This window comes from Variovorax sp. EBFNA2, assembly GCF_033802765.1.
In the GTDB taxonomy this organism is placed as follows: domain Bacteria; phylum Pseudomonadota; class Gammaproteobacteria; order Burkholderiales; family Burkholderiaceae_C; genus Variovorax; species Variovorax paradoxus_H.
Window position 1 is genome coordinate 3,248,291 of sequence record NZ_CP138496.1, and the last position, 14,104, is coordinate 3,262,394.

Annotated in this window: 15 protein-coding genes; 3 read left to right on the plus strand and 12 right to left on the minus strand. The window is 68.4% G+C overall.

All coding sequences use genetic code 11. The features are described from left to right. Positions 1-8: 8 nt before the first annotated feature. Entirely contained in the window at positions 9-989 is a 981-nt protein-coding gene (locus tag RZE79_RS15215; RefSeq protein ID WP_319355265.1) for a helix-turn-helix domain-containing protein, read from the plus strand. A gap of 27 nt (positions 990-1,016) precedes the next feature. Next, positions 1,017-1,544, plus strand: a complete 528-nt coding sequence (locus RZE79_RS15220) for a GNAT family N-acetyltransferase (RefSeq protein WP_319355266.1) — start codon at positions 1,017-1,019, stop codon at positions 1,542-1,544. Between the two features lie 9 nt (positions 1,545-1,553). Here the strand turns inward: RZE79_RS15220 and RZE79_RS15225 are convergent, their stop codons facing one another. Both RZE79_RS15225 and RZE79_RS15230 read right to left on the minus strand, forming a co-directional pair. After that, positions 1,554-2,195, minus strand: a complete 642-nt coding sequence (locus RZE79_RS15225; RefSeq protein WP_319355267.1) for an ATP-binding cassette domain-containing protein — start codon at positions 2,193-2,195, stop codon at positions 1,554-1,556. A gap of 52 nt (positions 2,196-2,247) precedes the next feature. Next, on the minus strand, positions 2,248-3,153 hold the full coding sequence (locus RZE79_RS15230) for a LysR substrate-binding domain-containing protein (protein ID WP_319355268.1): 906 nt from the start codon (positions 3,151-3,153) through the stop codon (positions 2,248-2,250). A 142-nt stretch (positions 3,154-3,295) separates the two neighbouring features. Here RZE79_RS15230 and RZE79_RS15235 point away from each other — a divergent pair, with 142 nt between their 5' ends. After that, a complete protein-coding gene (locus RZE79_RS15235) occupies positions 3,296-3,982 on the plus strand; it encodes an NAD(P)H-dependent oxidoreductase (RefSeq protein WP_319355269.1) in 687 nt (228 codons plus the stop codon). A 36-nt stretch (positions 3,983-4,018) separates the two neighbouring features. Here the strand turns inward: RZE79_RS15235 and RZE79_RS15240 are convergent, their stop codons facing one another. From RZE79_RS15240 to RZE79_RS15285, 10 genes are all read right to left on the minus strand, one after another. Beyond that, positions 4,019-4,924, minus strand: a complete 906-nt coding sequence (locus tag RZE79_RS15240) for an SDR family oxidoreductase (protein WP_319355270.1) — start codon at positions 4,922-4,924, stop codon at positions 4,019-4,021. 122 nt (positions 4,925-5,046) lie between these two features. Beyond that, on the minus strand, positions 5,047-5,985 hold the full coding sequence (locus tag RZE79_RS15245) for a glutathione S-transferase family protein (protein WP_319355271.1): 939 nt from the start codon (positions 5,983-5,985) through the stop codon (positions 5,047-5,049). A 32-nt stretch (positions 5,986-6,017) separates the two neighbouring features. Then, positions 6,018-7,670, minus strand: a complete 1,653-nt coding sequence (locus RZE79_RS15250; protein ID WP_319355272.1) for an isovaleryl-CoA dehydrogenase — start codon at positions 7,668-7,670, stop codon at positions 6,018-6,020. 96 nt (positions 7,671-7,766) lie between these two features. Continuing rightward, positions 7,767-8,783, minus strand: a complete 1,017-nt coding sequence (locus tag RZE79_RS15255; protein ID WP_319355273.1) for an NADP-dependent oxidoreductase — start codon at positions 8,781-8,783, stop codon at positions 7,767-7,769. Positions 8,784-8,817: 34 nt separating this feature from the next. After that, on the minus strand, positions 8,818-9,288 hold the full coding sequence (locus RZE79_RS15260; protein ID WP_099797028.1) for a PaaI family thioesterase: 471 nt from the start codon (positions 9,286-9,288) through the stop codon (positions 8,818-8,820). 1 nt (position 9,289) lies between these two features. After that, positions 9,290-10,090 (minus strand): SDR family oxidoreductase, encoded by an 801-nt coding sequence (locus tag RZE79_RS15265; protein ID WP_319355274.1) that lies wholly within the window; start codon positions 10,088-10,090, stop codon positions 9,290-9,292. A gap of 61 nt (positions 10,091-10,151) precedes the next feature. Further along, positions 10,152-11,675 (minus strand): DUF2252 domain-containing protein, encoded by a 1,524-nt coding sequence (locus tag RZE79_RS15270; protein WP_319355275.1) that lies wholly within the window; start codon positions 11,673-11,675, stop codon positions 10,152-10,154. Further along, positions 11,665-11,967, minus strand: a complete 303-nt coding sequence (locus tag RZE79_RS15275; RefSeq protein ID WP_307638155.1) for a Dabb family protein — start codon at positions 11,965-11,967, stop codon at positions 11,665-11,667. Before RZE79_RS15275 ends, RZE79_RS15270 begins: the two co-directional genes overlap by 11 nt. Before the next feature lie 23 nt (positions 11,968-11,990). Next, positions 11,991-12,230 (minus strand): hypothetical protein, encoded by a 240-nt coding sequence (locus RZE79_RS15280; RefSeq protein ID WP_319355276.1) that lies wholly within the window; start codon positions 12,228-12,230, stop codon positions 11,991-11,993. 2 nt (positions 12,231-12,232) lie between these two features. Next, complete coding sequence (locus tag RZE79_RS15285; RefSeq protein ID WP_319355277.1) at positions 12,233-14,086, minus strand: acyl-CoA dehydrogenase; 1,854 nt, start codon at positions 14,084-14,086, stop codon at positions 12,233-12,235. Positions 14,087-14,104: the final 18 nt, after the last annotated feature.

Here is a 14,104-nt window from a genome sequence, read left to right on the forward strand (position 1 = left end):
TTTCAGCCATGCACGATTTCACCGTTCTCGTCCTTCCGGGCAGCTTCGGCACCAGCACCGCCGTCACGCTCGACGTGCTCGCCGCAGCCGCCACGCTCGCACCGCGCCACAAGATGCCCCGCCCCACCTGGCGCGTGGTGTCGCCCGAAGGCGGCATGGTGCCGCTGAGCAACGCGCTGCAGATCGACACCCTCGCCATGCCCCGCCGCGCGCGCACCGACGGCTCGACGTGGATCGTGCCCGGCCTCGGGGTCGACAAGCCCGCCGACCTTGCATTGCGCCTCACCGACGACAACGCCCGTGCCGCCATCGACGCGGTGCGACGCCATGCGGCACGCGGCGGCGCTGTTGCGGCCTCGTGCTCGGCCGTGTTCCTGCTGCAAGCGGCTGGACTGCTGCAGGCGCGCCGCGTCACGACCTCGTGGTGGCTGGCGCCCGAGCTGCGCCGTCTGGAGCCCGATTGCCATGTCGACGCCGACCGCATGGTGTGTGCCGACGGGCCGGTGAGCACCGCGGGCGCGGCCTTCGCGCAGTCCGACCTCATGCTCCATCTGCTGCGCACGCGCTTCGGCCCCGCGTTGGCCGAGGCCGTGAGCAAGGTGCTGTTGATAGACGGCCGCCAGGCGCAGGCCCCGTTCGTCGTGCCGTCGATCCTGTCCAACGGCAACGCGCTGATTTCGCGCCTCACGCAACGCATCGAAGCCGCGCTGCCCACACCGCCCAGCGTGGCCGCGCTGGCCGACGAGTTCGCGATGTCGCAGCGCACGCTGGCCCGCCGCGTGCGCGCCGCCACCGGGCTGGGCGCGCTGGCGCTCGTGCAGAGCGTGCGGCTCAACCGCGCCCGCATGCTCATCGAGAGCAGCCGCATGACCATCGACCAGGTCGCGACGCAGGTCGGCTACGAAGACGCCACGGCGCTGCGGCGGTTGATGCGCAAGTCGGCCGGCGCGCCGCCGAGCCGCTTCCGGTCGGCCTTGCAGACGGACTGACGCGGTTGCCGCAGAATGCGCCGCACCATGACCCGTCCGCTTGTCACCGTTCGTCCCGCTACCGCAGCCGATGCTCACACCTTGGCCGCGCTCGCAATCCAGGTGTGGCTCGACACCTACGCCACCGACGGCGTGAACGACCTGCTCGGACACTACGTGCTGTCGACCTTCACGCCCGCGGCGTTTGCTGCATGGTCGGAATCGGCCGAAGTCGCGTTGCGCGTGGCGCAGGTCGATGGCCATCTCGTCGGTTACGCGTTGCTGCAATTCGGCGCCGCACAGCCGCTCGCGCCGGGCCGTGACACCGAACTGCGCACGCTCTATGTGCAGTCACCCTTCCAACGCAGCGGCGTCGGTTCAATGCTGCTGCACGAAGCCCGCAGCGCCGCCCACGCACGCACGGGCAGCGACGGCCTGTGGCTCACGGTGAATGTGAAGAACCTGCGCGCCTGCGCGTTCTACGAAAAGCAAGGGCTCGCCGTGACGGGGCTGACGCAGTTCGTGCTCGGCGACGAACGACACGACAACCACGTGATGGCCACGTCGGGCCGCTGAACGCGCGTATCAGCCCAGCGGCAGCTCGATGCTCGCCGCCAGCGGCACCTCGGTGATGCGCTCGCTGCTCGCCACCACCACCCCCCGCCCCGGCTGCGCCATGCGCCGCTCGATCGCCTGCCACAGGCCATGGATCGAACGCGCATCGAGCGCGCCCACCGGATCGTCCAGCAGCACCACGGGCCGCCCCGACGCCAGCGCGGCGGCCAGCCCGACCTTGCGGCGGGAGCCTGTCGACAGCATGAACATCTGCTTTTCGAGATGCGGCGTGAGAGAGAAGGCCTCGACGAGGCGCTGCCACTCGGCCTTGTCGAAACCCGCATCGCCCTCGCCCAGCAAGGCCGTGCAAGCCTGCACGCTGAGCGGGTCGAAGGCTTCCGACGCCGGCTCGCAGAAGAAGACCTGGCGCCGGTAGGCCTCGGGTTCGGCGTCGAGCGCCACGCCGGCCACGCGCAAGTGCCCGGCCGATGCGGGCTGCTGGCCCGCGAGCACGCGCAGCAAGGTCGACTTGCCACTGCCGGTGTCGCCGTACAGCTGGGTGACACCCTCGCCGACGGTGGCGGACCAGCCGTTGGCCAGCGCGGGCTGGTCGGGGTAGGCGAAGTGCAGGTTCTCGATCTGAAGGAGGGAAGAAGTCGGGGAAAGTCTCATGGGAAATGACGTATCGAAACAGCAGTGAACGCGATTGTGTCGCCGCGGTGGCTCAGGGCGTGGGGCCGCCCAACGGCTGCAACCCCCTCACCCACTCGAACACCGCCGCCACCGCCGGCTCCGCGCGCCGCCCCTCCTGGCACACCAGATAGAACGGCAGTCCCGGCAGCTCGGGCCCGAAGGGCTGCACGAGGTTGCCGGCGCGCAGCTCGTCTGCGATCAGCGCCAGGCTCATCAATGCCACGCCCTGCCCCTGCAGCGCAGCGGACACGGTGTGCGTCTCGTCCGAGAACACCGGGCCGGCCGACACGTCCAGGCCCGGCACCTGCGTCTGCTGCTGCCATTCGAGCCAGGTGCCCGGTGGGCTCTTGCTGCTGGGCGCCGCGAAATGCAGCAGCGTGTGCCGCGTCAGGTCGGCGCGGCGGCGCAGCTTGAGTGCGGGACTGCAAGCCGGCGCAAAGACGTTGTCGAACAGCTTCTCGGCCACCATGCCGGGCCACTGGCCGCGGCCGTAGCGGATGGCGATGTCGGCCGTGACGCCGTCGAGCGCCACCGCGTCGTGCGATGCATGGATGCGCAGGTCGAGCTTGGGGTGAAGCGCACGCAGCGTGCTCACGCGCGGCAGCAGCCAGCGTGCCGCGACGGCCGGCGTGGCCGACAGCGTGATGGCCTGCCGCGCAGGCGGTGCGCGCAGCCGCGCGACCGCATTGGCCATGGCGCCGAACGACTCGCTCAGCACCGCCTGCAGCTCGCGCCCCTGCGGCGTGAGCACCAGTTGCCGCGGCTGCCGGATGAACAGCGCCACGCCCAGCGAGTCTTCGAGCTGTCGCACCTGGTGGCTGATGGCCGTGGGTGTGACCGACAGTTCGTTCGCCGCGAGCTTGGCGCTGCAATGGCGCGCGGCGGCCTCGAAGGCGCGCAGCGAGGCCAGCGGAGGCAGGGAATGCAGGAGGGCCATGGTGTTCGGCGTGGCGAATGGATGAATTGAATTTTCTGCAGAGAGAAAAATTCGTCGTTTGTCCGTCGCTGGATGCTTCGATAAATTGAGAACCATGTCAAGCAGACAGCTGAATTCCCTTCATCCAACCGAGGACCCCGCCATGACCACCACCACCCTGCTCCACATCGATGCCAGCCCCCGTTCCGGCCGTTCGGGCGCGGTCGTCCACGGCTCGCATTCGCGCCGCCTGAGCCACCACTTCGTCAGCACGTGGCAAGCGGCCCGCCCGCGCGATGAAGTGATCTACCGCGACTTCGGCAGCACGCCGCCGCAGGCGGTCACCGGCGACTGGATCCACAGCGCCTACACGCCCGCCGAAGCGCGCGAACCGTGGATGCACGAGGTGCTGGCCGAGAGCGATGCCTTCATCGCCGAGCTGCGCCGTGCCGACGTGATCGTGATGGGCACGCCCATGTACAACTACAGCGCCCCGGCCACCGTGAAGGCGTGGATCGACAACATCGTGCGCGTCGGCGAAACCTTCGACATGGATCCGGGTCTGGACGATCCCTATGTGCCGCTGCTGGCCGAGCGCCCACGCCGCACGGTGCTGCTCACCGCGCACGGCAGCAGCGGCTTCGGGCCTGGCGGCATGCAGGCGCATCTGAATTTTCTGGTGCCGGGCGTGAAGGCCGCACTGGGCCTGGTCGGGCTTCGCGAGGTGCACGACATCGCGGTCGAGCACGCGGAAGACCGCGGCCATCTGCTGGACCGCTCGATGGCCGAGGCGCTGTCGGGCATCGAGCAACTGGTGCGCGACCTGCAGGCGGAGGTGCAGGCCGGCTGAAGGCGGCCCGCGATGGGCCGCCTCATTGGGAAAAGATCAGTTCGAACGAAGCTGCTCGCGCAGCTTCTGGCCGATCTCGGGGCGCTCCAGGAACGGGTCGGCCGGGTTGGTGATCGACACGATGTTCTCCATGCGGCTCTTCACGTTGCCCAGCGCCTTGGGGTGGCTGAACACGTAGAACTGGTTGTCGCTGATGGCGTCGAACACCTTCGCCGCGACTTCGGCCGCCGTGATCTTGCCGCTGCTCACCGCCTTGTTGCTCATGGCCTGGCCGATGAGCTGGCTCTTGGTGAGCTCGGTGTCCTTCGGTGCGTTCGGGCGGTTGCGCTCGCTGCTCGTGATGCCGGTGGGCACGAAGTACGGACACAGCAGGCTGGCGCCGATCTGGTCGGTGACCAGATTCAGGTCCTGGTACAGGGTTTCGGTCAGGCTCACGACGGCCGCCTTGGCCGCGTTGTAGATGCCCATGTTGGGCGGCGTGAGCAGGCCCGCCATGCTGGCGGTGTTGGTGATGTGGCCGCGGTAGCTCGGGTCCTTGGCGGCGGCCTCGAGCATCATCGGCGTGAACAGGCGCACGCCGTGGATCACGCCCCACAGGTCGACGCCCAGCACCCATTCCCAGTCGGCCACGGTGTTTTCCCACACCAGGCCGCCGGCGCCGACGCCGGCGTTGTTGAACACGAAGTGCGGCGCGCCGAAGCGTTCCTTGACGGCCGCGGCCAGCGCTTCCATCTGGGCCGCGTCGGACACGTCGACCTTGCGCGCGAGTACCTGGACGCCCAGGGCCTCCATTTCGGCCTGGGCCTTGTCGAGTGCGTCCTGCTGCACATCGACCAGCACGAGGTTCATGCCGCGGGCGGCGCCGATGCGCGCGCATTCGAGGCCGAAGCCCGAGCCTGCGCCGGTGAGTACGGCGGTCTTGCCCTTGAAGTCCTGGATCATTTGCCGGTGTCCTTCTTGCTGAATGTGTCTGACGTTGAAGCGGAAGCCGCTATTGAAATACGGAACCGCCGCGCGCGCAGTCACGAAGGTGCCCGCTGCACGCCGACTTTTCGGTCATCACGTCAGGCTTCTGCTTTTTTCAGCACGTAGCCGATGCGCGGAAAGTGCACATGCACCCGGCCCGTGCGCTCGCTGTTGCGCTCCAGCGTGTAGTGCGTGCGCGTGGCGGCCACCAGGAGGCCCGGCGTCTCTTCGAGGCCGAAGCTCTCGGCGCGCAGGGTGACGGCGCTGCCCAGCGGAATGCCGTGGTCGTCCTGGAAGGTGCTGTCGGTCAGCAGCGTGTGCGGCGTGGCGGCCTTGGCGACGGCGACGGCCTCGTCGCTCGTGAACTTCGACGACGCGCCGTGGCCGATGGCCGCCATGCGGTCCATCCAGTCGAGCACCGCGGGCGTGAGTTCCAGGATGCCCTTCACCGCCTCGATGCGGCGCGTGTACCAGAGCGGGTGGTAGGCCGAGAAGTCGGCAATGCTGGGCACTTCGCCGAGCAGGAAGGGCTTGTCGTCGAGCATGTCCGACAGGCGGCGCAGGTACGACTTGTAGGCGCTGGTGGCGTCGGCCGGACGCAGGCGCGTCATGTTGCCTGCGCTCATCTTGCCGCGGTCTTCGCCGAAGGCCTTGATGGCTTCGGGCGGTGCCTTGGCAAACACTTCGGCCGCACCCTTGGGCTGCAGGTTCCACGCCATCGCGGCCCAGAACAGGCTGGTGTCGGCCCACTGCGCGAGGATGCGCGACATACCCTTCTCGGGCTCGGGGTAGAGCGTGGGCTCGGGCTGCAGGTGCTCCAGCACGTCGGCGATGAGCGCGCTGTCGCAGTACATGTCGGCACCGATCTGCAGGAACGGCGTCTTGCGGTAGCCACCCGTGAGCGCTTCCACATCAGGCTTGGGCATGATCGGTGGAATGAAGACCGACTTCCACGGCAGCTTCTTGGCGCCGAGGATCAGCCGCACCTTTTCCGAGAACGGCGAGGTGGTGTAGTGGTGAAGGATGAGGTCGGCCATGGTGTCTTTCGTGGAGGTGTTCTTGTGGGTGGTCAGCGCGGCATCGCGCGCTGGATGATCGAATCGAAATCGGTGCCCGCGCCCAGCGTGCCGAAGGCCTGGCCCCAGTCGCCGCCCAGGCGCGAGGCGCAGAAGGCGTCGGCCACGGCGGCGGGTGCGGTCTGCACCAGCAAGGCGGCCTGCACGGCCAGCGCCACGTCTTGCGCGAGGCGGCGTGCCTCGGTCTCGGAGGCCATGGCCTCGATGCGCGCGGGCAAGGCGTCGGCCAGGCGGTCGAGTGCGGCCTGCTGGCCGCGCGCCGGGGTCAGTTCGTGTGCCAGCGCGGCCACGGCGTCACCCTTGCGCAGGCCGCGCAGCAGGTCGAGCGCCATGATGTTGCCGGCGCCTTCCCAGATGGAGTTGAGCGGCATCTCGCGGTAGATGCGCGCCATGACGCCCTCGCCGCCCTCTTCCACGTAGCCGTTGCCGCCCAGGCACTCCATGGCCTCCTGCGCGAAGTGGCTGCCGCGCTTGCAGATCCAGAACTTGGCGACTGGCGTGAGCAGGCGCGCCATCAGGCGCTCGTGTTCGTCGCCTTGCTGGTCGAAGGCGCGGGCCAGCCGAATCGCCAGTGCTGTCGCAGCTTCGCTTTCGAGCGCGAGGTCGGCCAGCACATTCTTCATGAGCGGCTGTTTGATCAACGGCTTGCCGAAGGCGTGGCGCTGCGCCGTGTGGTTCAGCGCAATGCCCAGCGCCTGGCGCATGAGGCCGCTGGTGCCGAGCGAGCAGTCGAGCCGCGTCATCGTGCCCATCTCGAGGATCTGCGGAATGCCGCGCCCTTCTTCGCCCACGAGCCACGCGCTCGCGCCGTGGAACTCGACCTCGGAGCTGGCGTTGGCCTTGTTGCCGAGCTTGTCCTTCAGGCGCTGGATGTGGATGGCGTTGCGCGTGCCCTTTCCCATCCAATCCGGCAGCACGCGCGGCAGGAAGAAGCACGACAGCCCGGCCGGCGCCTGCGCAAGGATGAGGAAGGCGTCGCACATGGGCGCAGAGAAGAACCACTTGTGGCCGGTGATGGCGTAGCGCTCGCCCCAGGCGTCGCTGCCCTCTCGAACGGCCTGCGTGGTGTTGGCCCGCACGTCGGAGCCGCCCTGCTTCTCGGTCATGCCCATGCCCATGGTCACGCCGGGCTTGTCCTGCAGCGGCTTCAGCGCGGGGTCGTACCAGAGGCTGGCGAGCTTCGGGCCCCACTCGGCATGCACGCCCGCATTGCCGCGCAACGCGGGCGTGACGGCGTAGGTCATCGAGATCGGGCACAGCACCGACGGTTCCAGCTCGGTGAAGAGCATGAAGCCCGCCGCGCGCAGCACGTGCGGCGAGGCCGACATGCCCGTCCACGGCGTGCCATGCAGGCCCGCGCCCACGGCCGTTTGCATCAACGCGTGGTAGCTCGGATGGAACTCCACCTCGTCGATGCGCCGGCCGAAGCGGTCGTGCGTGTGCAGCTGCGGCGTGTGGATGTTGGCCAGCCGCGCATGCGCCTGCATGGCGGCCGTGCCGAGCGTGGCGCCCAGCTCCTGCAGCTGCGTGGTCTGCAGCGCGGGCGCGTTGAACGTCAGCGCATCGCGCAGGGGGCGGTTGGTGTCGAAGAGGTTGTAGTCGACCAGCGGTGTGGGCTGGTTGAAGACCTCGTGTGTCGAGTGCATTCGCATACCTCCATGCTTCGCATTGCGGTGCGCGCTTGCTTGGGGCGGCCCGGCGCGGCGCGCATAACCGGCCTCCTTGCCGTGCGTTTCAAAACATCAAATGAGCTTCACCAGTTGCTTGCCGAAATTCTTGCCCTTGAGCAAACCCAGGAAGGCCTCAGGGGCAGCTTCGATGCCCTGCGCCACCGACTCGCGCGGCTTGAGCTTGCCCGTGCCGACGAGCGTGCCGAGTTCGGTCAGCGCCTCGGGCCACACTTCCATGTGCTCGCTGACGATGAAGCCCTCGATCTTCAGGCGGTTGATGAGGATCAGCGCCGGGTTCGCGAGCGGCAGCGGCGCACCGTCGTAGCCGGCGATCATTCCGCACAGCGCCACGCGCGCAAAGGCGTTGGTGCGCAGCAGCACGGCGTCGAAGATGTAGCCGCCGACGTTCTCGAAGTAGCCGTCGATGCCGTTCGGGCAGGCTTCCTTGAGCGCAGCGCTCATGGTCTTCACGTCGGGGTGCTGGCGGTAGTCGATGCAGGCATCAAAGCCGAGTTCGTCGGTCACGTACTTGCACTTGTCGGGGCCGCCCGCAATGCCGACCACGCGGCAGCCGCGCGCCTTGGCCAGCGCACCGAAGGCACTGCCCACGGCGCCGCTGGCGGCGGTGATAACCACGGTTTCACCGGCCTTGGGCGCAATGATCTTCACGAGGCCGTACCAGGCCGTCACGCCGGGCATGCCGACCGCGCCGAGGTAGTGCGACAGCGGCACGTGCGTGGTGTCGACCTTTTTCAGCGCGCCGGGCTGCGAGCCATCGACCACGCTGTATTCCTGCCAGCCGCCGAAGCCGACGACCTTGTCGCCGACGGCGTACTTGGGGTGCTTGCTCTCGACCACTTCGCCGACCGTGCCGCCCTGCATCACCTGGCCCAGCGGCTGCGGTTGCGCGTAGCTCTTGGCGTCGTTCATGCGCCCGCGCATGTACGGGTCGAGGCTCATGAAGTGGTGGCGCACCAGCACCTGGTTGTCTTGCAGCGCAGGCGTCTCGCTCGTCACGAGCTTGAAGTTGCTGGCAACGGCTTCGCCATCGGGGCGGTTGTCGAGGTGGATCTGCTTGTTGGTGGGCATGAAGGTGTCTCCGGAAAGGGAATGGGGTTGTGGGTCAGTCGGTCGAGGGCGGACGCATCGCGTTCGCGCTCGCGGGGCCGGTCGGCAGCCGGCGCTTCACGTACTTGAAGGTGCCGGTCGCGTGGGCGCACACGCGCTCCTGCTCGTCGTAGATCTTGGCTTCGGTAAAAGCCAGCGTCGCGGTGCGATGCAGCAGCGTGCCGCGCGCATGCAGCGGGCCGACCGAAGGCTGCATGAAGCTGGTCTTCATCTCGATGGTGACCACGCCGGTCTCGGGCGTCACGCTGCGTGCAGCGGCGGCCATGGCGATGTCGAGCAGCGTCATGCAGGCGCCGCCGTGCGTCACGTCGAAGGTGTTCAGGTGCTCGGGCTTGGCCGTGTACAAGATCTCCGATTCACCGCCCTCGAACTTCGTGAGCTCGAAGCCAAGGTGGCGCGCGAACGGAATCTGGGTCGTGTACGAGCGGATGTTGATGTCGCTGGACGTTTCGGGCGAATCGGACATGTCAGGCCGCACCCAGCACCACGCTCACGCCACCGTCCACCGCCACCCATTGGCCGGTGATGTGCTTGCCGGCATCGCTCGCGTACAGCAAGGTCAGGCCCTTCAGGTCTTCGTCGTCGCCCAGGCGGCCCAGCGGCGCCGAAGCGGCCATGTGCTCTTCGCCCAGCGACTTGATGAGGCCGGCCGCCATCTTCGTCATGAAGAAGCCCGGGCAGATCGCGTTCACGTTGATGTTGTACTTGCCCCATTCGGCGGCCAGCGTCTTCGTGAAGCCGATCACCGCGGTCTTCGAGGTGTTGTAGGCCAGCGTCTGCATGCCGGGCGGGTTGCCGTTCAGCCCCGCGATCGAGGCGATGTTGATGATGCGACCGCGCTTCTTCGGGATCATGTAGCCATTGGCGACGTGCTGCGCGAGGATGAAGTAGCCGCGCACGTTGAGGTTCATCACCTTGTCCCAGGCCTCGACCGGATGGCTCTCGGCCGGCGAACCCCAGCTCGCGCCGGCGTTGTTGATGAGGATGTCGACGCCGCCCATGCGCTCCAGCGTTTCGTCGGCCAGGCGGCGGGTGTCTTCTTCTTTCGAGCAGTCGGCGGCGATCCAGCGCGCGTCGATGCCGGCGGCCTGCAGCTCGGCGGCGGCCTGCTCCAGGTCTTCGGCCTTGCGCGAGCTCAGCATGATCTTCGCGCCGGCTTCGCCGAGCGCATGGGCCATCTGCAGGCCCAGGCCGCGCGAGCCGCCGGTGATGAGCGCTGTCTGGCCCGTGAGGTCGAACAGCTGTTGGGTGGTGCGGGGCTTCGTCATGTCGGTGTCTCCGGTGTGGATGATGAAAGAAGAGGGTTCTGTTGGCGGTGACTTCGGGCCGTCAGGACGCAGCGTCGTCGGCTTCGACGGCGGCAGCCTTGCCGGCGGCCACGGCTTTCTTCAGCCGGCGCCAGTCGGCCTGGTTCACGTCGGCATAGCCTTCGGCGAAGTCGGCGAGCGCTGTGTTGAAGGTCTTGGAGCGCCCCAGGTAGCCGTCGATGGCCCAGGCGTCGCCACCCTTGGCATGCGCACGGGCCAGGCTGTAGCCGCAGGCTTCGGCAAACTCGAGCAGGTCGACCGGCTTGAAGTCTTCGAGCTTGTAGGAGGCCTTCATGTCGCGCAGCTGCCGCACGTAGAAGCCGCGCCCGCCCGGTCCCTGCGCCCAGCCCAGGAAGACGTCGCTGGCGGCCTGTGCCAGCCGCTGGCCCTGCACCACGCGCTGGCCCTGCACCACGCGCTGGCCCTGCACCAGGCGCTGGCCCGGCACCACGCGCTGGCCCGGCACCACGCGCTGGCCCTGCACCACGCGCTGGCCCGGCACCACGCGCTGGCCCGGCACCACGCGCTGGCCCGGCGACGCTGCGCCCGGTGCCGCGCCCAGCGGGGCTTCGAGCACCGAATCGCCGGCCTCCTTGCACTGCAGGAACAGCGGGTGCGCGCGGTCGGCCACGAACAGCAGCAAGAAGCAGCGCCGGCCGACCGAGCCGACGCCAGGCGTGAGCACCGCGACGTCGTGCAGTTCGTAGCGGTCGAACAGCCGCTGGCGCTCGGGCGGCAGGCTGTCGCGGTACTGCGCCAGGAAGGCCGGCAGCCCGGCGCGAAAGCGCTTGATTTCACGCGCCGTTGCGCGGGCGTCGTGGTACACGAACGGCGGCTGGTCGCGGATCATGAGGCGGCCGTCGACCGTCTCGGTCGCGCTGTCGGCGAACACGCGCGAGGTGCTGCGGCGCGCCTTCTTGATGACCGCGAGCTCGGTCGCGTCTTCGGCGCCGAGCTTCAGCAGGGTTTGCGACGTGAGCCGCGCGTACCAGGCCTCCAGCGTGTCCATGCGCGCAAAGGCCCGCATGCGGTCGCGGTAGGCCTCGGCCAGGTGCTCCACGGCCTCGCGCCCGATGCGCGGCTTGAAACCCCGGTCGCGCGCGGCCACCACGAACGAGGTGGCCAGCCGGCGCACGTCCCAGTCGAAGGGCCCCTGCAGGGTCTCGTCGAAGTCGTTGATGTCGAAGACCAGCGCCCGCTCGGGGCTGGCAAAGAAGCCGAAGTTCGCGAGGTGCGCATCGCCGCACAACTGCGTCGCGATGCCGCTGTGCGGCAGCCTGGCGAGGTCGTTCGCCATCAGGCTCGCGGCGCCGCGGTAGAAGGTGAACGGGCTGACCAGCATGCGGCCGTGGCGCACCGGCACCAGCTCGGGCACGCGGCCGCGGTTGGACGCCTTCAGCCAGCCGAGCGGATCGCGGTCCTTGGCGTCGGGTTGGGGCGCCTGCGCCCACTGGCCGAGCGCGCAACGCGTGCGCTGTGCACGGCCGAACGCCCGCCGCTCGGCCGGTGAGGCCGTGGCGTCGGGCGCGTGGGCTTCAGAGCTCATAGTCCATGCACTGGCGGGCTTCTCGCACGGCGCCGATGAAGGGCTTGAGCGCCACGTGCTGCGGATGGTCCGCATAGGCCGCGAGCGCGGCGGCGTCGGTGAATTCCGAGTTGAGGATCAGGTCGTAGGTGGCCTCGAGCCCGGGCTGGGCAATGACCACCTCGAAACGGTGCGTGCCGGGCGAGAGCTTCGCGCAGGCATCGAGCAGCGCCTTGGCCTTGAGCAGGTTGGTCGCCTTGTCGGCGCCTTCCGCGTGCTCCTTGAACTTCCACATCACGATGTGCTTGAGCATGGTCGGGTCCTTGCCTTGTTTTTTTACTTGAGCCGCGAACGCACGTAGATGAGCACGATGCCCACCGCGGTGACGACGACGCCGGGCACAGCCATCGACCAGCCCAGTGCGGGCTCGGTGCGGCCCGTGGCCAGCCCCAGGATCACAAGAAACAGGCCGCCGTAGATCAATATCCAGATCCACTTCTCGAGCCGCGCGTGCGGCTTGGGTGGTGTCGGCGGTGGGGCGGCGGGCGGGGGTGAGTTCGGGGCGGCGTTGGCCATTGTCAGAAAGCGTCCTCGGGCAAAGCGGTACAGGTCGGGTCACGGCTCTCCACCACGTTGAGCCAGGCACCGATTTTCGGCAGCTCGTAGTGGAAGAAGTAGTCCGTGGCGCCGATCTTGCCAGCTGTTACCGCCCTCTCCTTCTGCGCGTCGATTTCCAGGGCCCGCAGGGCCACGTCGAGCCAGAGCCAGGCCAGCACGGTGTGGCCGAAGGCCTGCATGTAGGGCACGGCGTTGGCCAGCGCGTCGGCCGGGTCACCGGTGGACCAGGCGGCCTCGGTGGCGCTGCCGATGCGCTGCAGCGCGGCGCCCAGCGCCTTGGCGTGCGGCGCCAGCGCGGGCACCTGGGCGGCGCGGCCGATGGTGTCGGTGACGCGGCCGGCCAGCAACTGCAGGCCGCGGCCCTTTTCCATCAGCACCTTGCGGCCCAGCAGATCGGCCGCCTGGATGCCGTGCGTGCCCTCGTGGATCATGTTCAGGCGGTTGTCGCGCCAGTACTGCTCCACCGGAAAGTCGCGCGTGTAGCCGTAGCCGCCGTGCACCTGGATCGCCAGCGAATTGGCCTCCAGGCACCACTCGCTGGGCCAGCTCTTGGCGATGGGCGTGAGCACCTCCAGCAGCAGGCGGGCGTCGTCGGCCGTCTGCGCATCGCCGGTCTTCTGCGTGTCGACCAGGCGGGCGCAGTACAGCTCCAGCGCCAGCGCGCCCTCGCAGTACGCCTTCTGGGCCAGCAGCATGCGGCGCACGTCGGCGTGCTCGATGATGCGCACCTGCGGCGCGGCCGAGTCCTTCACCACGGCGGCGCCGGCCGCTTCAGGCTTCTTCACCAGCCGGCCCTGCGGGCGGCTCCTGGCGTAATCGAGCGAGGCGTAGTAGCCGGCCATGCCGAGCATGGTGGCGGCGGTGCCGACGCCGATGCGGGCCTCATTCATCATGTGGAACATGCAGTGCAGGCCCTTGCCGGGCGCACCGACCAGGTAGCCCACCGCGCCGGCCTTGCCGCCGACCGGGTACTTGCCTTCGCCGAAGTTCAGCAGCGTGTTGGTGGTGCCGCGCCAGCCGAGCTTGTGGTTCAGGCCGGCCAGCGCCACGTCGTTACGCTCGCCCGTGAGTTCGCCCTGCGTGTCGACCATGCGCTTGGGCACGATGAACAGCGAGATGCCGCGCGTGCCCGGCACCAGCTTGCCGTTCTCGTCCGGGATCTTGGCGAGCACGATGTGCACGATGTTCTCGGTCAGCTCGTGGTCGCCGGCCGAGATCCACATCTTGTTGCCGGTGAGCCGATAGCGCGGGCCCAGCGGATCGTTCTGGTAGTCGGCACCATCGGGCACGGCGCGCGTGGCCACGTCGCTCAGCGACGAGCCGGCTTGCGGCTCCGACAGGCACATGGTGCCGGCCCAGCGGCCCGAAAACTCGTTCTTCGCGAACACCTCTTTCTGCATCTCGGTGCCGTGCACCATGAGCAGGTTGGCATTGCCGCTGGTGAGCATGTTCGAGCCGATGCTCACCGAGGCCATCGCGAAGAAGCTGTTGGCCGCCGCCTGCACCGTGTAGGGCAGCTGCATGCCGCCGATGTCGTAGTCTTGCGCGGCGCTCATCATCCCGGACTCGACGAAGGCCTTGTGCGCGTCGTGCGTGGCCTGCGGCAGGATGACCTTCTCGCCGTCGAAATGCGGCTCCTGCGTGTCGACGGTGCGGTTGAACGGCGCGTATTTTTCGCGCGCAATGCGTTCGCAGGTGTCGAGCACGGCGTCGAAGGTCTCGCGCGAGTGGTCGGCAAAACGCTCGCTCTGGTTGAGCTTCTCGGCGTCGAGCCAGTCGTAAAGCAGAAAGTCGAGGGTGGGACGCAGGCTCATGGTGATGTCTTCTTCAGG